The following is a 23,211-nucleotide window of genomic DNA, read 5'->3' as shown; positions in this document are numbered from 1 at the left end:
ACGCAGTAACATCTGCGCAATGACTAAAAACGCCCGCATCTCCGCGCTCGCCGCAGCCGTGGTGGCGGGCGTTGCCGCATTCTGGGGCGGTTGGACCCGCCGCTGGATGTCCGACGACGGCCTGATCGTCCTGCGCACCGTGCGCAACCTGTTGGCCGGCAACGGTCCCGTGTTCAACGCCGGCGAGCGCGTGGAGGCCAACACCTCCACCCTGTGGCAGTACCTGATCACGCTGTTCGGGTGGCTCACGGATGCCCGTCTGGAAAGCATCGCCATGTGGCTGGCGTTGCTGTGCACCGCCGCAGCAGCCGCCACCGCCGCGTACGCCTCCGGCAAGTTCTGGGGCAGGGTCGGCCCCGTCATCCCGTTCGGCATCATCATCTATATTGCGCTGCCGCCCGCGCGCGACTTTGCCACCTCCGGGCTCGAGTGGGGCATGTCGCTGCTGTGGATCGCCATCTGGTGGGCGGCACTCGTCGCCTGGGCCGAGGACCCGGTCAAGCGCCGCGCGCCCTACGCCGGCTACTTCCTCGCGTTCTGGTCCGGCCTGTCCTGGCTGGTCCGCCCCGAACTCGCGCTCTACGGCGGGGTGGCAGGCATCATGCTCATCGCGTTTAGCCCCCGCAAAACGCTCGGCATCCTCGCCGTAGCGCTGCCGGTTCCCGCCGGCTACCAACTGTTCCGCATGGGCTACTACGGCCTGATCACCCCGCACACCGCGGTGGCCAAGTCCGCCAGCGGCTCTGAATGGGCCCGCGGCTGGGAGTACTTTGCGGACTTCTTCGGCTACTACTGGCTGGCCCTGCCTCTCCTCGGCGCTGCTGCGGTGGCGGTGTGGTTGTTGTGGGGTGCGAGGGGGCGTCGATTAGCAATTGTGTGTTTGACCACCGGCGTTGCACTCGCGCACATGCTGTACGTGCTGCGCGTCGGCGGCGACTTCATGCACGGCCGCATGTGGCTGCTGCCCCTGTTCGCGCTGCTGCTGCCAGTGATGGCGGTGCCGTACACCAAGGTGACCGCATCAGTGGGCACCGCGCTTGTCGTGTGGGCCAGCGTGATCGTCCTGCGCGCGCATCCCATCGACTGGGAGCCATACAACAACGGCGAAAAGGAACTCGGCATTGTCGACGAGCGCGACTTCTGGACCATGGCCGTCGGCCGCGACGCCGGCGACCCACCCCTGTACGCCGAAGACTTCCTCGGCTCGAAACTCATGTGGGACTGGAACGAGGCCATCGAGCAAGGCCTCGACGAGGACGCCGCCCAGATCAGCCTCGCTATCGTCACCGCCGAGCCGGAGCGCTACAAGTGGTTCGTGCGCGAGCGCCAGCCCGACGCAACCGACCAGCGCGATCTGGAACTGACCGCCTACATGGTCAACCTTGGCATGACCAGCATGAACTCGCCGCTGAACACGCGCATCCTGGACACGGTCGGCCTGGCCACCCCGATCGCCGCGCGCATGCCGCGGGTGCCGGACGGGCGCATCGGCCACGACAAGGAACTGGGCCTGGAGTGGCAGGTGGCGGACACGGATGCGGATCTGGACAAGTTGCCGCAGTTCGTCGATAAGCAAAAAGCGCAGGACGCGCGCGAAGCATTGCGTAGCGACGACATCGCCGACCTGCTGGCCACCTCCCGCGAACCCATGAGCTGGGACCGCTTCTGGGCCAACGTCCGCTACTCGTTGGGCCCGGGCCGCACGCTCACGCTTGACGACGACCCCACGCACTACCTCAGTCACACCAGCCCCACCCGACAAATCGCCTGGCCGACCGAGTGAATAGCGGACTATGTTTCGGGTTGGTAACGTGAACGTGTCTTTTGCCTGAAAACACGTCTCGAGGGGAATGCATGAACACTCGAACCTCCGTGCGCCGCAAACTCACCGCGGTGCTGGTCGCGATCCTCAGCGCGATCTCCATCGTGAGCGCGCCACAGGCCGCCGCCGCCAACCGCGACTGGCTGCGCCCCGGCTGCACCTGGGACCGGGTCGGCTACTGGGTCCAGCGCTGCAACGTGTGGTCGGCCGCAATGAACCGCCACATCCCGGTACAGATCCAGCCCGCCCAGCGCGGCGGCAACGCGGGCCTCTACATGCTCGACGGCCTGCGTGCGACGGAGCGCACCAACGCGTGGCTCAACGACGTCAACGCGGCACGCACCTTTGTTAACCACAACATCACCCTCGTGCTGCCGGTGGGTGGACAGTCGTCGTTCTACACCGACTGGAACGCCCCGGCGACCTACGACTTCAACAACCCGGTGACCTACAAGTGGGACACGTTCCTGACCAAGGAGCTGCCGCCGTACCTGCAGCAGCATTTCGGCGTGTCGCCGACGAACAACTCCATCCTCGGCCTGTCCATGGGTGGCACCGCCGCGGTCAACCTGGCTGCGCTGCACCCGAACCAGTTCCGTCAGGTGCTGTCCTACTCGGGCTACCTGGCCACCACCATCCCGGGTGGTCAGACCGCGCTGCGCGCCGCGCTCCTGGATGGCGGCATGTACAACGTCAACGCCATGTGGGGCTCCTCGCTGAACCCGCGCCGCTTTGAAAACGACCCGTTCCTGAACATGGGCAACCTGCGCGGCAAGGACGTGTACGTCTCCGCAGGCTCCGCCGTGCCGGGCCCGGCCGACGAGAAGTACCTGCCGCAGCACCAAGCCGCCGGCATCGCGCTCGAGGGCGTTGCCAACGCGACGACGCGCGCCTGGTCCGCCAAGGCCACCGTGACCGGCGTGAAGCACACTGCCGTGTTCACCCCGACCGGCCTGCACAACTGGGATCAGTTTGGCAGCCAGCTCGAGGCCACCAAGCCGCGCATCCTGAATGTGATGAACGCCTGGTAGTTCCCGGATTTCCAGCCAGGTGAGGGCGCGTGCGGATGTGTTCCGCACGCGCCTTTTGTTGTTTGTAGAGGTGTTTGCGGAAGTGTTTGCAGTAACGCCCCGCGTGTCGCGCTCGATTAAACCCTCAAGTGAAACTTAAGATTTAGGGCGATACTCTTGTGACACAAGTAGCCCGACGAGGTAGGAGACTCATGCGAGACAACCGGATCACCCCCACCAGGCTCACCGCAGCCCTGCTGCCTGCCGCGCTGGCTCTCACGCTGGCGCCGTCGGCCGCAGTCACCGCCCAAGCACAGTCCTCGGACCTTTCGTCGCTGTCGTCGAACCGCGGCATCTCCGACGGTCTGCGCCCGTCCGACCCGCCAAAGCGCACTCCGATCGAGGTGGAGAAGAACCCCGAGATCCCCGGCCTGCCGGAGGGCGTGAAGGTGGACCGCATCGAGTGGATCACCAGCCGTCGCGTAGCCGTATTCATCAAGTCCGCGGCCATGCCGAAGGAACTCATCCAGGTGCAGATCCTGCTGGCACGTGACTGGCACTCCAACCCGACCGCGAAGTTCCCGGAAGTGTGGGCGCTCGACGGCCTGCGCGCGCGTGACGACGAAAACGGCTGGACCATCGAAACCAACATCGAGCAGTTCTACGCCGACAAGAACGTCAACGTCATCCTCCCGGTCGGCGGCGAGTCCTCCTTCTACTCCGACTGGCAGCGGGAGAACAACGGCAAGCACTACAAGTGGGAGACGTTCCTGACCAAGGAGCTCGTCCCGGTGCTGAACAACGAGTTCCGCTCCAACGGCAAGCGCGCCGTCGTCGGCCTGTCCATGGGTGGCACCGCCGCAGTCAACCTGGCTGAGCGCAACCCGCACCTGTTTAACTTTGTCGGCTCGTTCTCCGGCTACCTGGACACCACGACCACCGGCATGCCGACTGCTATCAAGGCTGCGCAGATGGATGCCGGCGGCTACAGCGCCGAGGCCATGTGGGGCCCGCTGGGCTCCCAGGACTGGATCGACCACGACCCGAAGCTGGGCATTGAGAACCTGAAGGACATGACGGTCTACGTCTCCTCCGGTTCGGGCCGCGACGACTACGGCAACGCCGAATCCGTGGCCAAGGGCCGCGCGAACGCTGCCGGCATGGGCTTGGAGGTCATCTCGCGCCTGTCCACCCAGACGTTCGTGGACTACGCCTCGCGTACCTCCGTCAAGCCGATCGTGCGCTTCCGCCCCTCTGGCGTGCACTCGTGGGAGTACTGGCAGTTCGAGATGGCACAGGCATGGCCGTACATCGCTAACGCCCTCGACGTGCCGGAGGCTGACCGTGGCTCCAAGTGCAACCCGATCGGTGCGATCGCAGAAGAGACCAAGTCCGGCGTCATCGGCACCTGTGTCAACGACGAGTACAACGCGGGCAAGGACGGCAAGGGCAAGGCCCAGGACTTCCGCGGCGGTACTGCGTTCTGGTCCCCGAACACCGGCGCGCACGCCCTGTACGGCGCAATCCTGGCCAAGTACAACGCGCTCGGCGGCGCCGCTGGCTGGCTCGGCTTCCCCACCACCGGCGAGCTCCAGGCACCGGACGGACAGGGCCGCTTCGTCCACTTCGAAAACGGCTCCGTCTACTGGACCGCGAACACCGGCGCCTACGCCATCCCGGGCGACATGTTCAAGGCATGGGGTGCCAACGGCTACGAGACCGGCGACCTGAAGTACCCGGTCGCCGAGGCCAACAAGGTCGGCGACGGCTACGTGCAGAAGTTCCAGGGCGGCTACCTCACCCGCAACCCGGACGGCAAGCACTACATCGTCCACGGTGCGATCGGCGAGAAGTACGGCGAGATCGGCACCGCCACCTCCGAGCTCGGCTACCCGAAGTCCAATGAGATCGCCATCAAGGGCGGCTTCTTCCAGGAGTTCGAGCACGGCAACATCTACTGGTCCGCTGCCACCGGCGCCCACACGATTCTCAAGGGCGACATCTTCAACGAGTGGGGCAAGCGCGGCTACGAGCAGGGCGAGCTCGGCTGGCCTGTGAAGGACATGGCGAAGATTCCGGCTGGCGGTCTGACCATCGACTTCCAGCACGGCACGGTTGAGCAGGTCAACGGCGTGGTCAACGTAAGGAAGAAGTAATGCGCAAATTCGCCCTTTGCTTGACGACGATCACCTGCACCGCCGCCCTCACCGCCTGCGGTGGAGCCACCGTGGACTCCGAGGACGTCACCGAAACTGCGGCCACCTCAGCCACGGAAACGGCCACCTCGGCCACTGAGTCGGGTACTGCGTCCGCGACGGAATCCGCGACGGCGTCGTCGTCACGCAATGGCGCCGGCGACCAACCCGCACGGGAAGTGGAAACCGTGCCCACCCAGGTGCCTTCATACGCGCCGGAGGAGCAGGCGTTTCTGGATCACCTCAGGCAAAACGGGGTGAACGTCGACGGTCTTGAAGACCAACTCACAGCAACCGGGTTTACCGTGTGCGACGACGATACGATCACCCGCGACGCTGTCGCTGGGCAACTGGTCGAACAGCGCCGCACCGACATGGACGCAGGCACCGTAGCGACCCTGCTCAGCGACACCGCTCGCGCCAACCTGTGCGGCTAACCCCGCACGTGTAAGGAGTTTTCATGCGCCGATCGCGCAACGTTGTCGTCGTCGCTGCCGTGATTGTGGTGCTTGCGCTTATCGGCCTAGGTATCTACCAGTGGCGCACCACCACCGACAGCGACCTGCCGTCGGCGAGCAAGCCGCCAGAGTCGAGCGCGCCCGAGCGTGTCGACGAGCCCGACTGGTGTCCCGCCGTCGAAGTCATCTCCGTGCCGGGCACTTGGGAATCCGCGGCAGACGACGACCCGTTCAACCCCCAGGCCAACCCGGCCAGCTTCATGCTGTCCATCACGCGCCCGCTGCAGGAGATGTACGACATCAACCACGTGCGTGTGTTCACCGTCCCGTACACCGCGCAGTTCCGCAACATCCAAACCGCGCACGGCCGCGCCGAGATGACCTACGACGACTCCCGCGCCGAGGGCACCGCGAAACTGCGAGGCGAACTGGACTTCGTGGCGCGCACCTGCTCGTCGACAAAGTTCATCATTGCGGGCTTTTCGCAGGGTGCGGTGATTGTGGGGGACGTGGCGTCGTCGATAGGCAATAGCGAAGGTCCGATCAACCCGGACCGTCTGCTCGGCGCGATGATGATCGCCGACGGACGCCGAGAAAACGGCGTGGGCATCAACCCCGGCGCCGAAGTGCACGGCACCGGCGCGGAGATCGTCCTGCAGCCGCTGCAGCGCGTCGCCGACGCCGTCACCCCCGGCGCCACCATGACCGGACCACGCCCCGGCGGCTTCGGTCTCGTGGAGGACCGTGCCTACGAAATCTGCGCGCCGAACGACACCGTTTGCGACGCCCCACTGGGTGTAGGCAACGCGATCGAACGCGCAAACGCACTCATTTCAGCAAACGGCAATCATGCACTATATGCCACAAATCCGGACGTGATTCCGGGCTCGACAGTGCCCGAGTGGGCTGTCAATTGGGTCCGTGACGTGGTAGAGAGTTTGTAACTCGAATACAGGTGTAAAACAAGGAGTTTTTCGATGGATCTTCAGCAACTGACCGCCCAATTCATCGGCCCCGACGGCGACATCGCCCTGCCAGAACACTTCACCCTGCCCCGACTCGCCGAAATGATCCACCAGGCCCAACTGCAGGCCGGCGGCGGCGACGCGATCAACGTCCGCGCGTGGGACTTTTCCACCGACCCAGCTGGTGTGGAAACAACGTTCACCCGCTCCGAGGTCAACACCCGCATCAAGGCCGTCGCAGCACGCCTCGCCCAGGTCGGCGAGCCGGGCGCACGCGTCGCGCTGATGGCGCCGAACTCCGCCGAGTACGTCTTCGGCTTCATGGGCGCGCTCTACGCCGGCCAGGTGCCGGTGCCGCTGTATGACCCGACCGAGCCGGGCCACGAGGGCCACCTGCGCGCAGTGCTTGGCGACGCCGGCGTCCAGATCGTGCTCACCAACTCCGTCGCCGCCCCCGCCGTGCGCCGCTACTTCGCCGACCTGCCCGGCACCGAACGTCCCCGCGTCATCGCCGTGGACTCCCTGCCGGACACGCTCGCCGAGTCCTACCAGCCAATCCCGCCGGTGCCGGGCGAGGACACCGCGAACCAGATCTGCTTCCTGCAGTACACCTCCGGCTCCACCCGCAACCCGGCAGGCGTGATGATCACCAACGAGGCGCTGGTCACCGACGTTCTGCAGATCAACGACGCGGTGAAGTTCGAAACACCGATGCGCATCCCGACCTGGCTGCCGCTGCACCACGACATGGGCATGATCGTGGCCATGCTCGGCGTTGTGCTGGGCCAGGAGATTGAGATCTTCGCCCCGCGCGACTTCATCCAGCAGCCGAAGCGTTGGGTGGAGCGCCTGTCGCGTCGCGACGACGACCTCACCGACATCCACGTCTACACCGTGATCCCCAACTTCGCGCTGGACCTCGCCGCCCGCTACGCCGCGCCAGAATCTGCGGACCAGTACGACTTCTCCGCCGTGGAGTGCATCATCATTGGCTCCGAGCCGGTTACCCGCGCGGGCGTGACCGCGTTTATCGACGCGTTCAGCGCCTCCGGGCTCGACCGCTCCGTGCTGCGCCCGTCCTACGGCCTGGCCGAGACCACCCTGCTGGTATCCACCGACCGCACCGATGAGCGCCCGAAGTTCATCGAGTTCGACCGCGACGCACTCGCAGAGGGCAAGGCCGTCCCGGCCGAAGGCGGCGTGGCTACCGCGTCGAACGGCCAGCCGGTGAACTGGATGCACTTCGCCATCGTCGACCCGGAGACCCGCAACGAGGTCGAAGACGGCACCATCGGTGAAATCTGGGTCCACGGCAAGAACGTCGCCGCCGGCTACCTCGACCGCCCGGAAGAGACCGCCGCGACGTTCCACAACACCATCGGCGAAACCATCCAGGACGGCATGCCGAAGGACAACTGGTGCGCCACCGGCGACCTGGGCACCATGCTCGACGGCCACCTGTACATCACCGGCCGCGTCAAGGACCTCGTGGTCGTGGCGGGACGCAACCACTACCCGCAGGACATCGAAGCCACCGTCATGGAGTCCACCGACCACGTGCGCAAGGACTCCGTCGCCGCATTCGCAGTGCCTGGCGACGACGTCGAGCGCCTCATCATCATGGTCGAACGCGCCGACAACGCCTCCGCCGACGGCGACGCAGCCGCCATCGACGCCATCCGCTCCGCCGTCACCGCCAAGCACGGCATCGCCCCGGAGGTCGTCGAGTTCTACGGTCCGGGCGAGATCGCACGCTCCTCGGCAGGCAAGATCGCCCGCCGCGTCAACGCGAAGCGATTCACCGATCGCGAACACGCTGCAACGCAGTAACAAAACCCCGCCGGTGGGCGATAGTCTGAGCTGTTATGAACGAGCATGATCTGATTCAGTGGCTCACCAGCTGGGTTGAGCGCGCCACCGGCGTAGATAACGTCGACCCGACCACGCCGCTGGAGACCTACGGCCTCGCATCCCGCGACGCCGTGATCCTCTCCGGCGAACTGGAAACGCTCCTCGGCCGCCGCGTAGACCCGACCATCGCCTACCAGTACCCGACCGTCGCTGCGATCGCCGCGGCGCTGACGGCGGTGAAGGCGGAGGGGCCGGTAAGGCGTCGTCGTCAAGCAACTGCGACCCCTGGCACCCACGACATTGCCATCATCGGCTCCGCCGGCCGCTTCCCAGGCGCCAAAAACAACGCCGAATTCTGGCAAATGCTCATCGAAGGCCGCTCCGCCACCGGCCCACTTCCCGCACCACGCTGGAATGAATACCTCGGCGACCCCGTCGTCCGCACTAAAATGTCGGAAGAAAACACCGACGGCGGCTACATGGACGGCATCGCCTCCTTCGACCACGAATTCTTCGGCGTCTCCCCACTCGAGGCCCAAAACATGGACCCGCAGCAACGCATCATGCTCGAAGTTGCGTGGGAAGCCCTCGAAGACGCAGGCCTCGCACCCAGCAAGCTGCGCGGCGAACCCGTCGGCGTGTTCGTTGGCTCGTCCAACAACGACTACGGCATGCTCATCGTCGCCGACCCCGCCGAAGCGCACCCGTACGCGCTAACCGGCGCATCCTCCGCGGTCATCCCGAACCGCATTTCCTATGCCTACGACTTCCGCGGCCCGTCCATGAACGTGGACACCGCCTGCTCCTCGTCGCTGGTGTCGGTGCACCACGCGGTGCGCGCGCTTCGCGACGGCGAAGCCGACGTCGCCCTTGCCGGCGGCGTGAACATCCTGGCCAACCCGTTCGCCTCGCTTGCGTTTTCGGAGTTGGGCGTGATCTCGCCGACCGGGCGCATCCACGCGTTTTCCGACGACGCCGACGGCATCGTCCGCGCCGACGCCGCAGGCTTCATCGTGCTCAAGCGTGTCGACGACGCCATCGCCGACGGCGACAACATCCTCGGCGTAATCAAAGGCTCGGCCACCAACTCCGACGGCCACTCCAACGGCCTGACCGCCCCCAACCCGGACGCCCAGGTAGACGTGCTGCGCCGCGCCTACGACGACGCCGGTGTGGATCCGCTGCAGGTCGACGTGGTCGAAGCCCACGGCACCGGCACCATCCTCGGCGACCCGATCGAGGCCACCGCACTCGGCGAGGTCCTCGGCCGTGGCCGCGACGCTGGCTCGCCGCTGCTGCTGGGGTCGGCGAAGTCCAACATCGGCCACTCCGAATCCGCCGCCGGCGTGGTGGCGCTGATCAAGGTGATCGAGGCGCTCAAGCACGACACGATTCCGGAGTCCATTAACTTCACCGCCCCAAACCGCTACGTCGACTTCGACACCGAGCGCATCGAGGTCGTCCAGGACCCGCGCGAGTGGCCGCGCTACTCCGGCCGCCGCATCGCCGGCGTGTCCGGCTTCGGCTTCGGCGGCACGAACGCGCACGTGGTCGTCGCCGACTTCGACCCGGCCGACTACGACACCCAGGCACCCGAAACCGAGCCGTCCTTCGAGGGCGTGGCTGCGGCGGCGTTGCCGGTGTCGGGCCTGCTGCCCTCTCGTCGCAAGGAAGCTGCCGGCGCGCTCGCCGACTTCCTCGAAGGCCGCCCCGACACCGACCTGATCCCGGTGGCGCGCTCCCTGGCCAAGCGCAACCACGGCCGCTCCGCCGCCGTCGTCCAGGCCACCACCACCGAAGAAGCCGTCAAGCGCCTACGCCAGGTCGCTGCCGGCAAGATCGGCCCCGGCATCGCATCCGCCGACGCACCGACCCCCATGGGCCCCGTCTTCGTCTACTCCGGCTTCGGCTCCCAGCACCGCAAGATGGCCAAGGAACTCATCGCCCGCTCGCCGCTGTTCGCCCGCCGCATGCGCGAACTCGACGAGATGGTCAAATTCCAGGCCGGCTGGTCGATGCTCGAGATCATTGATAACGACGAACTGACCTACGACACCGAAACCGGCCAGGTCACCATCACCGCCATCCAGATCGCCCAGACCGACCTACTGGCCTCCGCCGGCATCACCCCGGCCGCCACCATGGGCATGTCCATGGGTGAGATTGCCGCAGCCTACGGTGCCGGCGGGCTGAGCGACGAGGACTGCATCCTCATCGCCACCGCCCGTGCCCGCCTCATGGGTGAAGGTGAAGAAATGATTGCCGGCACCGACCAAGAAGGCGCGATGGCAGTTGTGGAGTTGTCGCGCGAGGCGCTGGCGGAGTTCGTCGATAAGCATGAGCAGGCTGCAGGCGTTGAGCCAGCCGTCTACGCGGGCCCCGGCATGACCACCGTCGGCGGGCCGTCGAAGGCCGTCGACTACATCGTCGAGGCACTCACCGCTGAGGAGAAGTTCGCCCGCAAACTCAACGTGCGCGGCGCCGGCCACACCAGCGCGCTCGACCCGATCATGGGCGAGCTCGCTGGCGAAATCGCAGGCATCACCCCGCGCCCGCTCACGGTGCCGCTGTTTACCTCCGTCGACCGCGGCGAGGTTTACCAGCCCGGCCAGACCATCCACGACGACGCCTACTTCCTGCGCATGACCCGCCAGCCGGTCTACTTCCAGGACGCCACCGAAGCCGCGTTTGCCGCCGGCCACACCACGCTTGTGGAGATCACCCCGAACCCGGTTGCACTGATGGGCATGATGAACACCGCGTTCGCCGCCGGCCAGCCGGATGCGCAGCTGCTGTTCACCACCAAGCGCAAGGTCGACGAGCTCGAGTCGCTTTTGGACCTCGCCGCGAAGCTCTACGCCGGCGGCGTGCCGGTGGACTTCGGCGCCTTCTACGGCGCAGGCAAGTTCATCGACGCGCCGAAGATGGCGTTTAAGCAGGTGGATCACTGGACGCCGGCGAGGCCGTCGTCGGCAAGCACGTCGCTTTTGGGCTCCCGTGTGACGCTGCCGAGCGGCGAGGTTGCGTTCGCGACCGCCGCCGACCAGGTCTTCAGCCCGCACCAACTCATCGAGTCCGCTGCGGCCGAGGTAGCCGAGGGTGCGCGTGTCGTCGCTACGGAAGAGCACGGCTACCTGCCCGCCGACGGCGAGGTGACCACTGTGGTGGCGTCCTCGCTCGGCGGCGTGTCCGTCAAGGTGTACGACGGTTCCGCGCTGGTTGCGGAGGGTTTCGCCTCCACCATCGACCGCGCCCCGGTTCAGGGCGTCATGGAGCCCACGCGTATCGACGACACCCCGGCCGCCGCCTCTGACGAGGACCAGGACGACGACATCGACGCCGTGCGCTGGGACCCCAACTCCGGCGAGACCGTTGCCGAGCGCCTGCGTGGCATCGTGTCCGAATCCATGGGCTACGACCCCGAGGACCTGCCCGACGAGCTGCCGCTGATCGACCTCGGCCTCGACTCCCTGATGGGCATGCGCATCAAAAACCGGGTGGAAAACGACTTCCAGATCCCACCGCTGCAGGTGCAAACGCTTCGCGACGCCTCCGTCGCCGATGTCATCCGCATCGTCGAAGACGCCGTCGCAGGCCGCACCGATGCGCCTCAGCCGATGGCTGTCAACGACGAGGCGCGCGACCCGGCCGCTGCTGCCGAAAAGACCCAGGGCGTGGGCGTCGCCCCGCGCGACGCGTCCGAACGCATGGTGTTCGGTGCCTGGGCAAAGTACGCCGGTGCGGCGGCTGCTGGTGTGACGTCGGAGTTGCCGGAAATTAGTAAGGAGCAGGCGGGCGAGATCGCCGCGCACCTGACCGAGCGCTCCGGCATCGAGGTCACCGCCGAGGATGTGCTGGGCGCCGAGACGCTCGAACCGCTTGCGAACAAGGTCCGCGAGGGTCTGGAGACCCCGGTCGACGGCAACATCCGCGTCTTCCGAGATGGCGACGCCGCCAAGAACCCTGTCTTTATTTTCCACCCGGCGGGCGGGTCGTCGTCGGTGTACGCGCCGCTGGCCCGCCGCCTGAATAAGGACGTCCCGGTCTACGGCGTCGAGCGCCTGGAGGGCTCCCTCCAGGAGCGTGCTGCCGAGTACGTCAAGGACATCGAGCGCATCGCAGGCGAGCGCAAGGTCATCCTCGCCGGCTGGTCCTTCGGCGGCGCCCTGGCCTACGAGGTCGCATCCCAGTTGGGCAACGACAAGATCGACTTCATCGCGCTGTTGGACACCACCCAGCCGTCCGAGCCGATCCCCGACACGCTCGAGGAGACCAAGGCACGCTGGGGCCGCTACGCCGCCTTTGCCAAGGAGACCTATGGCCTGGACTTCGAGGTGCCTTACGAGCTGCTCGAAACCGCCGGCGAAGACGCACTGCTGACCATGCTCACCGAGTTCCTGGCCAGCACCGACGCTTCCGAACACGGCCTGGCCGCCGGTGTCCTGGAGCACCAGCGGGCATCGTTCGTGGACAACCAGATCCTCAACCACCTCGACTTCACCCGCTGGGCCGACGTCGACGTGCCGGTGCTGCTGTTCCGCGCCGAGCGCATGCACGACGGCGCCATCCAGCTCGAGCCGAACTACGCCCACATTGACGAGGACGGCGGCTGGGGCGCTATCGTGAGCGACTTGACCATCGTCCACCTGCCCGGTGACCACTTGGCGGTTGTGGACGAGCCGGCGGTGGGCATCGTCGGTAAGCACATGAACGCATGGATCGAAGGGAAGCGATGAGTACCGCCGACAAACTCGCCGACCTGCGCGAACGGCTAGACAAAGCGCAGGACCCGGGCTCGGAACGCTCGCGCAAGCGTCGCGACGACGCCGGCCGCACCACCCCGCGCCAACGCATCGACGCCCTGCTCGACGAGGGATCCTTCGTCGAAATCGGCGCGCTCGCCCGCACCCCCGGCGACCCGGACGCCGTCTACTCCGACGGTGTGGTCACCGGCTACGGGCGCATCGACGGCCGCCCCGTCGCCGTCTACGCCCACGACAAAACCGTCTACGGCGGCTCCGTCGGCGTGACGTTCGGTCGCAAGGTCACCGAGGTCATGGAGTTCGCCATCAAGATCTCGTGTCCCGTGATCGGCATTCAGGATTCCGGCGGCGCCCGCATCCAGGACGCGGTGACGTCGCTGGCCATGTACTCCGAGATTGCCAAGCGCCAACTGCCGCTGTCGGGCCGCGTCCCGCAGATCTCGATCATGCTGGGCAAGTCCGCCGGCGGCGCCGTCTACGCCCCGGTGACCACCGACTTTGTCATCGCCGTCGACGGCGAGTCCGAAATGTACGTCACCGGCCCGAACGTGATCCGCGAGGTCACCGGCGAAGACATCACGTCCGCCGAACTCGGCGGTGCGCGCGTACAGGAGCAAGCCGGCAACATCCAGGCCGTGGTGGCCACGGAGGAGGACGCCTTCGACTACGTCAAGGACCTGCTGGCCCACCTGCCCACCTCCACCTTCGACGCGGCCCCCGTCGTGACGGCCCCCGCGGACGAGGAGTTGGACGACTCCGCACTCGATTCCTTCATGCCCGACGACACCAACGCCGGCTACGACATGATGGATCTGCTCGTGCAACTTGGCGACGACGAAGACCTCGTCGAAATCCAAGGCGGCTACGCCGAAAACCTCATCTGTGCCTTCGGCCGCATCGACGGCAAGGCGGTCGGCTTCGTCGCCAATAACCCGATGTACGCCGCTGGCTGCATCGACGCGGACGCCGCCGACAAGGGCGCGCGCTTCATCCGCACCTGCGACGCCTACAACATCCCCATCGTCTATGTCGTGGACACCCCCGGCTACCTGCCCGGCGTGGAGCAGGAGCGCGAAGGCCTGATCCACCGTGGCGCGAAGTTCGCCTTCGCCGGCGTGGAGGCCACCGTGCCTAAGGTGACGCTGGTCGTGCGCAAAGCCTACGGCGGCGCGTATGCGGTGATGGGGTCGAAGAACCTCAACGGCGACATCAACCTCGCCTGGCCCACCGCCCAGATCGCCGTGATGGGTTCGGCGGCGGCGGTGGTGATGCTGCAGGGCAAGCAGCTCGCCGCCATCGAGGACCCTGATCAGCGCGAGGCCATGAAGAAGATGTTCATGGACTTCTATGACCAGGAGATGACTTCCCCGTACGTGGCTGCGGAGCGTGGGTACATCGACCAGATGATCGAGCCCAATCAAACACGCATTGCTTTACGACGAGCCCTTCGCCAATTGGCCACCAAACAAGAATTCGACCTTCCTAAGAAGCACACCATCAGCCCCCTGTAAGAAAGGCCCTTCTTCTATGCTTTCCTCCACCCTCGACCTGTTCGGCGACCTTGTCAGCATGATCATCTGGTTCATCAACGGCATCCAGACGGGTGATCCGCTCTGGAACTTCGGTTCGAGCTTCTAGGCCTGGACGCCGAAAACGCACCCGTTTGGTTGGCGGGTGCGTTTTGTTATTTGCGCACGAGTTTTGCGATTCCGCGCCAGCCGAGCATGAGCAGCGCGGACATGGTCGTCGCCACGATGATGAACGACCAGTGGGGGATCGAGCCGTTGCGGATGCCCCAGATGACCAGGCCGGTGATCACGGTGACCGGCCAGATGATGCCGCCCTTGTTGTCACGGGCGATCAGCCATCCCAGCGTCACACCCAGGGCGAACGGCCACAGGGTGGACAGCCAGCCGGTGAAGTTGAACGGCATGGTTTCGGACTGGTGGGCGGCGCGTGCGAGCAGCGCGAATACCGCGATGGCGACGTAGTCTGCCGCGATCGCGGTGGGGCGTGTGATTCGTTTCGTCATACTCGCAGATGGTAGCGCCCGAACAGCGCGTCCATGATTCCGCAGGGCCTAAACACCGGGTACCCGCGCGGTGAAACCCACACCGGCCGGCCCCGGATCCGTTCGATCCTTCCGCGCCGGTTGGTGTGGCGGGGATCGTCGTGGTTGACCCGGTTGTGGTACCTGCACAGCGGCACCAGGTTGGCCAGGTTGGTCTGCCCGCCTTGCGACCACGCCGTGATGTGGTGAAACTCGCACAGATCCGCCGCCACCCGACATCCGGGTACGGGGCACATCGGGGTGGCCATGCGGGCTAAGTCGCGTTGCTTCGCGTTGGCCACGCGCTGGGTCCGGTACAGGTTCACCGGCCCGGCCTCGGGGTGCACGAGCGCGACCTCGGTCGGGAACATCTCACCCAACAACGCCGCGACGTATTCGGCGCCGGTGATGGTGGTGCCGTCGGAAAGTGCGAGCAGGACGTCGTCGCCGTGGTCGGCGAGGATTGTCACGTGCTGGTCCGCCGGCACCGCCACGATCGGGCGCGGTGCCTGCACCTGCACCCCGCCACCCCCGGCGAGCATGTCGGCGAACCGGGCGAACATCTGCGGGCCCGCGGGTTTCGACGCGTCCAGCCCGGAGCGCAACTGCTGTTCCAGCGCAGCCAGTACGTGCTCATCGCCGCAGCCGGAGAACTTCCGTTTGCCACCCCGCGAGGCGGAGAAGCGGAAGGCGTCTTCGGGCGTGTGGTCGTCGTCGGGAAGCAGTTCGCGCGCGGCCTTCTGTACCGCCCGGTAGTCGCCGCGCACCTCGAGCAGCGCCAGCCGCGGCGCCCAACGCTCGTTGACTGGCAGGCGCTTCAGGCGGCGCTCGATGGCCACCAACTGGTGCAGCGAGAACCCCCGCGCCCGCTCCAGCGCCACGGCCTGCTTGCGGGTGTAGGCGGTGCGGCCGAAGTACACCTCGCGCAGCCCCGCCCACGCGGACACCTGCGCCGGGTCGAGGCCTGCCTGGAGAGCGTACTGCTCGTCGAAACCGGCGAGCGCATCAACGGCGCTGGCCAGCGTGTCCACGAGAGCAGTAAATGAAGTCATGCATTTCAACCTAAAGCGCCGGCCAAACTTGCGCAACGGCCCTGTGGATAACTCGCGATTATGCCGTTGGTTTATCCACACGTCCCAGGTAGAAGGCGGAATAGACGATCCAGCCGATGGCGGTCACGAGCGCAAACGAGATGGCGCGGTAGATGACGGTGGCGGCGGTGGCGTCGGCAAGCGAGAGGCCCCCGGCGACCAGCATGCCCACCGCCACCGGCTCCACGGTCCCCAGGCCGCCGGGCGTGACTTGGGCGGATCCCGCGAGTTTGGTCATGATGAACGCCAAGCAAATACCTGATAGCGAAATGCTTGACGACGACACCGCCCACACCGAACACACCATCGTCGCAAGGTCCAGCAGCCGGTTACACAGCGACAGCCCGGCCGCACCTGCGAAGGCTGGGGCGGAGATGCGGATGGCGGAGACCTGGTCGATCACGGACACAGCGCGCTCGTGCACGCGCGAGGGCAGGAAGCGCACCCAGCGTTTGAGCACCGCAGGGTTGAGCGTCGCCCAGAGCACCGCGGCGATGGTCAGCGCGGCCGCCACCAGCGACAGCACGAGCGACGTCACCGACAGGTCGGCACCCAGCAGCACCACGGCGACGATGCCGATGAGCACCAGCCACACCGTGGACAGCGCACCGGAGACCACGAAGAACCACCCGCACAGGCCCGTCGACGCCCCCCAGGTGCGCTGCACCCGGTACGTCAGCCACGCCGACAGTGCCGGTCCGCCCGGCACGGTGGTGGACCACGCGTTGGAGGCGAACACGATCGCGTTCGTGCGCGCCACCCCCGTGATGCGGCCTTCGACGTTGAGCAGGATCTGCATCACCCCGGCCATCGCCACCAGCGCCAGCAAGGCGGTGACCACCGTGCCCAACAGTGGCAGCGGCGAAGCGGACCGAACGGCGCGCCAGGCGTCGCCGAAGAACGGCATCTGGTCGCGGAGTACTACCAGCACCACCACGGCCAGAACGACCGGGGCGAGCCAGCGCAGCCAGGTCCTAGCGTTCAAGTTCTTTCTTCTTCAGCTGCTCGAGGGCGCGGCGCTGCTCGATGTCGCGCATGAGTTCGCTAAACGGCACCAGCGTCGCGTCCTCTTCGACGGAGACGCCGGCGCGGCCGGGCAGGGTGTCAACGACCATGTGCTCGATGGGGGTTTCGGTGGGTGGTGTCGTCGATACGCCAGAGCCCTCGCCGAGTGCACCCGCGGCACGTTTGACCCAGCGTGGCGCCCACCAGTTGTCCTCGCGCAGCAGGTGCATCACGCCGGGCACGAGCAGCAGGCGGATGATTGTCGCGTCGAGGGCGAGCGAGAAGATCATGCCGTAGGCGATGTACTTCATCATCACGATGTCCGACAGGGCGAACGCGGCGGCGACCACGATCATGATGGCGGCCGCGGCGGTGATAATCCCACCGGTATGGGCGGTGCCGTCCTTGATGGCGTCGTCGGTACGTGCACCGTCCTGGCGGGCCTCCACCATGCGGGAGACCAGGAACACCTCGTAGTCGGTGGACAGGCCGTAGAGGATGGCGACGATGAGCACCAGGATCGGGCTCATCAGCGGACCCGGCGTGAAGTTGAGCACCCCTGCGCCGAGCCCGTCGACGAACACGGCGGTGAGGAAGCCGAGGGTGGCGCCGATGCCGAGGATGTTCATGATCACGGCCTTCGCCGGCAGGATCAGCGACCCGAACACGAGCGCCATGAGCAGGAACGTCGCGAGCACCATGTAAACGCCCATCCACGGCAGGCGCTCCAGCAGCGCTTCGATGGATTCGACTTCCATGGCGGGGGTGCCGCCGACGTAGGTGGTTACGCCCTCCGGCACGTCAATCTGACGCAATTGCTTGACGACGTCCGCCCCACCGTCCCTGTTCTCCAACGGCGCCGACAGCACCGTGATGTCGCCTTCGGTGGGGTAGTCGGGCTTGAGCGGGCGGGTGAAGCCGTCGATCTCGCGGGTCTGCATGACGATCTGGCCGAGCTGCGCGTTGTCGGCGCCCTGGACCACGAGTTTCACCGGGTCGGTGCGGAAGGCGGGGAACTCTTCGTTGAACTCGTCCTGCGCTTGGCGGGTGACCTGGTTGGGCGGCAGGTAGGTTTCGTTGATGCCGCCGAACGCGATGCCGACAATCGGCACGGTTAGGGCGATGAGTAGCGCCGCCACCCCGACGACAACGGGGCGGGCGTGGCGCATCGCCCAGGCGGGGATCTTGTACCAGACCGTATCTTCCATGCTGCGCTCTTTGCGACGACGCACGGACAGGAAATCGATCTTGGTGCCCAGCATGCTAAATAGCGCCGGCAGCACCGCCACCGAAATCACCGCGGCGAGCACCACCGCGCTGATCGCACCGTAGGCAACCGACTTGAGGAACGCCTGCGGGAACATGAGCAGGCCCGACAGTGCGACGCCGACCATGAGGGCGGAGAAGAACACCGTCTTGCCCGCCGTGTTGGTGGTCACGGCGACGGCCTCTTCGGTGTCCAGGCCGCGGTCGAGTTCCTCGCGGAAGCGCGACACCATGAACAGCCCGTAGTCGATGGCCAGGCCCAGGCCGAGCAGCGTAATGATCGACTGGGAGAAAATATTGACCTGCTGGAACTGCGCCAGCACCGCCAGCAGCGACAGGGAGCCGATGATGGACAGGATGCCCACGATCAGTGGCATCGCCGCGGCCACCACGCCGCCGAACACAAACAGCAGGATGATGGCAACGAACACCAGGCCGATCTTTTCGGCGCGCGCGATGTCGTCGGCCATGCCGGTGTCCAACGCGTCGGCCACGGCGGTGGCGCCGGCGATCTGGGCGGTGCCGCCAGGGACCTCCAGCGCCTCGAGCGCGGGCTGGATGGTGCGGAAGTCCTTCAGCGTCTGCTCGCCGTCGCCCTTCAGCCCGATCGCGGCGAACGCCTTGGTGTGATCGGCGTTGACCAGTTGCGGGTTGGGCCGCTCGAAGTAACTGGTGATGTGCGCGATCTGGTCAGGGTGCTGCGCCTTCAGCTCCCCCAACTGCGCATTCACCTTATCGACGACCTCCGGCCTGTCCACCCCATCCGGCGCCGTCACCAGCAGGATCACATCGCCGGAGTTGTCGCGGCCGAACGTGTCGTATTCGATCTGCGCCGCCGTCGTCGAATCCGCGCCCGGGTCCTCCCAGCCTTCCTGGGAGAGGCGGTCGGCGAGTTTGGATCCGAACAGCACTTGCATCAGCAGGATCAACGCGATGACGATGACCGGGATGATGCGGCGGTGGCGGTAGGCGAAGTGGCCCCACTTGTAAAACACGGCGGGCTCCTAGTCTTTCGGGTTGTGCAAAAGCGCCTTGAGCGGGCGGAACGGCTGCAGCCAGGCGCCTTCCTCCGGCAGTTTGTCCAGGTGGACGCGCGGCAGCGGGTTTTGGAACACGCCCGGGATGTCTTCGAGGTCCACGAAGGTGACGTCCGGGGAGTTCACGGCCCAAGAGGCGTGTTCGTGGAAGCCTAAGACGGTGACGGGGACGTTGTCGTCGATAAGTTCTTGCAGGAGCTCTTGGAAGTTCTGCCCGTCTGCGGATGCGACGACAACGCCTTGGAGCACGCCTTCTTTACGACGACGCTCTATGTGGTCGATCATGTCACCGTCCACATCCGAGTCTTCTTCGCTCTTCGGCTTAGCAAAGACGGCGAAACCGACGTTGCGCAGCGCCTCCACCCACGGGCGGATCGAGTCTGCGCCGGCGGGGGAGACGTTGGTGAACACGGTGGCTTCCGGCTCGACGTCGTAGCCGAGTTCGTCGGAGCGGTCGGCGGCGAGGTCGATGAGCCAGCGGCCGATGGCGTCGAAACGCGGGCGGTGCGCCGCGGTCGGGCGGCCACCCAGGATCGCGCCGAGGCCCATGTCCAGGTTCGGGGCGTCCCACACCAGCAGGTAGCTCTCCGGACCGGCCGGCGCGCCCGGGGTGTAGGGGTGGGTCATTGCCTGCAGGTCCATTACTTCTTCTCCCACAGGTACTCGCGGATCACGTGATCCTTGTCCAGACCCTTGCCTTCGAACTTGGTGATCACCTGGCGGTCCGTCAGCATCGGCGCCTCGTCCCACGGCCAGCCCTTGTACTCCAGCATGGGTTCCACATTGACTAGTTCGTCGATCCACTCGGCGTAGTCGGCGTGGTCGGTGGCCACGTGCAGCACGCCGCCCGGCTTCAGGCGCGTAGCGATGAGGTTGAGGGTGCCGGACTGGATGATGCGGCGCTTGTGGTGGCGCGCCTTCGGCCACGGGTCCGGGAAGAAGATGCGCACACCGTCGAGGGATTCCTCGCCGAACATGCGGGCCAGCACCTCCACGCCGTCGCCGCGCACCATACGAATGTTGTCGATGCCACCGCGCACCACCGCGCCCAGCAACTTCGCCAACCCCGGCTTGTACAGCTCCACGGCAACCACGTTGGTGTCCGCCTCCAGCGGAGCCATCGCCGCGGTGGACGTGCCGGTGCCGGAGCCGATCTCCACGATGGTGGGGTGGCCGGTGCGGCCAAACCAGTCGTCGATATCAATGCGTTCGTCCGACCCCTCCGCCAGCACCTTGCCCAGGCGTGGCCAGTGCTCGTTGAACAGAGCCTCCTGGTTATCGGTCAGCGTGCCGCGACGAAACGTCACGGACCCCAAACGCGGGTAATCCAGGCCGGTTTCAAAATCAGTTTGCAATGGGCGGCCAGCGGGCAACTCGCCCGTGCCCGACCGCGTGTTTTCAGAATTATTCATCGTGTTTATTGTCCATATGAACAGGTCAAACGCAAGTGTCCCGGCGAGGGGTGAGGGGCCGGGTTGTCACCCCCGTGTCGTCGATACGCATGCACCCCTGTCGGGGGTAGCGCGTTACCCCCGCCCAAAGTGTTATGAGTGCTCGGGCGTACTGGTTATATCCACTATGCTGTGGAAGTGCCCAAGGTTTGGCTTGAAGAACACACATTTCGATACTCTTGGGGCAAAACGCAACGATTATTGGGGTTGCCGTGCGCCACGCACTGGCAATAACCAGTTACACAAGGAGTGCACATGACCGCCGAAGTTAAGCGCCTGGAGGGCCAAGCCCCCACCGACAACGAACAGCTCATCGACTGGATCAACGAAGCCGTCGACCTGTTCGAGCCGGAGAAGGTGGTCTTCGCAGACGGCTCCGACGAGGAATGGAACCGCCTGGCCGACGAACTCGTCACCGCCGGCACGCTCATCAAACTCAATGAGGAAAAACGCCCCAACTCCTACCTGGCGCGCTCCAACCCCTCCGACGTCGCCCGCGTCGAGTCCCGCACCTTCATCGCCACCGAAAACGAAGAAGATGCCGGCCCGACCAACAACTGGATGAAGCCCGAAGCGCTCAAGGAAGAAATGCTCGAGCACTTCGCCGGATCCATGCGTGGCCGCACCATGTACGTTGTCCCGTTCTGCATGGGCCCGATCTCCGACCCGGACCCGAAGCTTGGCGTGCAGCTCACCGACTCCGCTTACGTGGTTATGTCCATGCGCATCATGACCCGCATGGGCACCCAGGCGCTGGACAAGATCCAGGGTGACAACTTCGTCCACTGCCTCCACTCCGTCGGTGCCCCGCTCGAGCCGGGCCAGGAAGACGTGGCCTGGCCGTGTAACGACACGAAGTACATTTCCCAGTTCCCGGAGACCAAGGAAATCTGGTCCTACGGCTCCGGCTACGGCGGCAACGCCATCTTGGCCAAGAAGTGCTACGCCCTGCGCATCGCATCTGTGATGGGGAAGGAAGAGGGCTGGATGGCTGAGCACATGCTCATCCTGAAGCTCACCAACCCGGAGGGCAAGAAGTACCACGTTGCCGCTGCATTCCCGTCCGCTTGCGGCAAGACCAACCTGGCCATGCTCACCCCGACCCTGCCGGGCTGGGAGGCCGAGGTTGTTGGCGACGACATTGCGTGGATGAAGCTGCGCGAAGACGGCCTCTACGCCGTCAACCCGGAGAACGGTTTCTTCGGCGTCGCCCCTGGCACGAACTTCGCCTCCAACCCGATCGCCATGAAGAGCATGGAGCCGGGCAATGTGCTGTTCACCAACGTCGCTCTTACCGACGACGGCGACGTCTGGTGGGAAGGCATGGACGGCGAAAAGCCGGCGCACCTGATCGACTGGCGCGGCGAAGACTGGAACCCGGACTCCACCAGCAAGGCCGCCCACCCGAACTCCCGCTACTGCGTGGCCATCGAGCAGTGCCCGACCGCAGCGCCGGAGTTCGAGGACTGGCAGGGTGTGAAGATCGATGCCATCCTCTTCGGTGGCCGCCGCCCCGACACCGTCCCGCTGGTCACCCAGGCGCACGACTGGGAGCATGGCACCATGATCGGCGCGATGCTCTCCTCCGGCCAGACCGCAGCCTCTGTCGAGGCGAACGTCGGCTCCCTGCGCCACGACCCGATGGCGATGCTGCCGTTCATGGGCTACAACGTGGGCGACTACTTCCAGCACTGGCTCGACATGGGCAAGAAGGGCGGCGACCGCATGCCGTCGATCTTCCTGGTCAACTGGTTCCGCCGCGGCGAGGACGGCCGCTTCCTGTGGCCGGGCTTCGGCGAGAACTCCCGCGTGCTCAAGTGGGTCATCGACCGTATCGAGGACAACGTCGGGGCTGAGGAGTCCGTCGTTGGCTACACCGCCCGCGCCGAGGACCTGGACCTTGATGGTCTGGACACCCCGATCGAGGACGTCCGCGAGGCGCTCACCGCGGATCCGGAACTGTGGAAGGAAGACGTCGCGGATTCCCGCCGTTACCTCGAGAGCCTCGGCTCCCGCATCCCGCAGGAGATCTTCGACCAGTTGAAGAAGCTCGACGAGCGCATCCACGCCGCGAAGTAACCCCTTGCCCGCCCACGGGGTGATGCTGTAACATCGCCCGTGGAAAACTTCAGACAAGATCTGTTGTTAATTTTGCAGGATGCCCGCCGCGAGGCGGGCATTTTGTTATGCTCACGGCATGGTGGGTGAAATGCGGGTTAAGCGACAAAATGTGTGTCTGCTATCGGC

At 65.8% G+C, this 23,211-nt stretch carries 15 protein-coding genes; 9 read left to right on the top strand and 6 right to left on the bottom strand.

All coding sequences use genetic code 11. The features are described 5' to 3' along the window. Window positions 1-19 precede the first annotated feature (19 nt). From HMPREF2734_RS02090 to HMPREF2734_RS02055, 8 genes are all read left to right on the top strand, one after another. Window positions 20-1,783 (top strand): arabinofuranosyltransferase AftB family protein, encoded by a 1,764-nt coding sequence (locus HMPREF2734_RS02090; RefSeq protein WP_070568839.1) that lies wholly within the window; start codon window positions 20-22, stop codon window positions 1,781-1,783. Window positions 1,784-1,854: 71 nt separating this feature from the next. After that, a complete protein-coding gene (locus HMPREF2734_RS02085) occupies window positions 1,855-2,853 on the top strand; it encodes an alpha/beta hydrolase (RefSeq protein ID WP_070568837.1) in 999 nt (332 codons plus the stop codon). A 191-nt stretch (window positions 2,854-3,044) separates the two neighbouring features. Next, entirely contained in the window at window positions 3,045-4,988 is a 1,944-nt protein-coding gene (locus HMPREF2734_RS02080) for an alpha/beta hydrolase-fold protein (RefSeq protein WP_070568834.1), read from the top strand. Further along, a complete protein-coding gene (locus HMPREF2734_RS02075; RefSeq protein ID WP_070568833.1) occupies window positions 4,988-5,464 on the top strand; it encodes a hypothetical protein in 477 nt (158 codons plus the stop codon). The genes HMPREF2734_RS02080 and HMPREF2734_RS02075 overlap by 1 nt, the downstream gene beginning before the upstream one ends. A gap of 23 nt (window positions 5,465-5,487) precedes the next feature. Next, window positions 5,488-6,429: a cutinase family protein gene (locus tag HMPREF2734_RS02070; protein WP_070423320.1), complete on the top strand. Its 942-nt coding sequence runs from the start codon at window positions 5,488-5,490 to the stop codon at window positions 6,427-6,429. A 33-nt stretch (window positions 6,430-6,462) separates the two neighbouring features. Then, on the top strand, window positions 6,463-8,280 hold the full coding sequence (locus HMPREF2734_RS02065) for a FadD32-like long-chain-fatty-acid--AMP ligase (protein WP_070568830.1): 1,818 nt from the start codon (window positions 6,463-6,465) through the stop codon (window positions 8,278-8,280). 35 nt (window positions 8,281-8,315) lie between these two features. Continuing rightward, window positions 8,316-13,037, top strand: coding sequence for a type I polyketide synthase (locus HMPREF2734_RS02060; RefSeq protein ID WP_070568827.1), 4,722 nt, complete (start codon window positions 8,316-8,318; stop codon window positions 13,035-13,037). Next, window positions 13,034-14,575: an acyl-CoA carboxylase subunit beta gene (locus HMPREF2734_RS02055; protein WP_070568824.1), complete on the top strand. Its 1,542-nt coding sequence runs from the start codon at window positions 13,034-13,036 to the stop codon at window positions 14,573-14,575. The genes HMPREF2734_RS02060 and HMPREF2734_RS02055 overlap by 4 nt, the downstream gene beginning before the upstream one ends. A gap of 173 nt (window positions 14,576-14,748) precedes the next feature. Here HMPREF2734_RS02055 and HMPREF2734_RS02050 read toward each other — a convergent pair whose 3' ends face one another. The 6 genes from HMPREF2734_RS02050 to trmB are packed head-to-tail and all read right to left on the bottom strand — an operon-like array spanning window position 14,749 to window position 20,925. After that, the gene (locus HMPREF2734_RS02050) at window positions 14,749-15,096 is read right to left on the bottom strand and encodes a DUF3054 domain-containing protein (RefSeq protein ID WP_246815477.1); all 348 of its coding nucleotides are present in this window, start codon (window positions 15,094-15,096) and stop codon (window positions 14,749-14,751) included. After that, window positions 15,093-16,166 carry an HNH endonuclease signature motif containing protein gene (locus HMPREF2734_RS02045; RefSeq protein ID WP_141750399.1) on the bottom strand — a complete coding sequence of 358 codons (1,074 nt, stop codon included), beginning with the start codon at window positions 16,164-16,166 and terminating at the stop codon, window positions 15,093-15,095. Before HMPREF2734_RS02045 ends, HMPREF2734_RS02050 begins: the two co-directional genes overlap by 4 nt. Window positions 16,167-16,224: 58 nt before the next feature. Then, window positions 16,225-17,190 carry a lysylphosphatidylglycerol synthase transmembrane domain-containing protein gene (locus HMPREF2734_RS02040; protein ID WP_070568819.1) on the bottom strand — a complete coding sequence of 322 codons (966 nt, stop codon included), beginning with the start codon at window positions 17,188-17,190 and terminating at the stop codon, window positions 16,225-16,227. Next, window positions 17,180-19,471 (bottom strand): MMPL family transporter, encoded by a 2,292-nt coding sequence (locus HMPREF2734_RS02035; protein ID WP_070568816.1) that lies wholly within the window; start codon window positions 19,469-19,471, stop codon window positions 17,180-17,182. Before HMPREF2734_RS02035 ends, HMPREF2734_RS02040 begins: the two co-directional genes overlap by 11 nt. 9 nt (window positions 19,472-19,480) lie before the next feature. Continuing rightward, a complete protein-coding gene (locus HMPREF2734_RS02030; protein ID WP_070568814.1) occupies window positions 19,481-20,155 on the bottom strand; it encodes an NYN domain-containing protein in 675 nt (224 codons plus the stop codon). Beyond that, window positions 20,155-20,925 carry a tRNA (guanosine(46)-N7)-methyltransferase TrmB gene (gene trmB / locus HMPREF2734_RS02025; RefSeq protein ID WP_070568811.1) on the bottom strand — a complete coding sequence of 257 codons (771 nt, stop codon included), beginning with the start codon at window positions 20,923-20,925 and terminating at the stop codon, window positions 20,155-20,157. The genes HMPREF2734_RS02030 and trmB overlap by 1 nt, the downstream gene beginning before the upstream one ends. Before the next feature lie 294 nt (window positions 20,926-21,219). On the opposite strand from trmB, the gene HMPREF2734_RS02020 reads away from it, so the two are divergent. Next, on the top strand, window positions 21,220-23,043 hold the full coding sequence (locus tag HMPREF2734_RS02020; protein WP_070568809.1) for a phosphoenolpyruvate carboxykinase (GTP): 1,824 nt from the start codon (window positions 21,220-21,222) through the stop codon (window positions 23,041-23,043). Window positions 23,044-23,211: the final 168 nt, after the last annotated feature.

The organism is Corynebacterium sp. HMSC055D05, assembly GCF_001810365.1.
Lineage (GTDB): Bacteria > Actinomycetota > Actinomycetes > Mycobacteriales > Mycobacteriaceae > Corynebacterium > Corynebacterium coyleae.
This window is presented reverse-complemented; position numbering and strand designations above follow the sequence as displayed.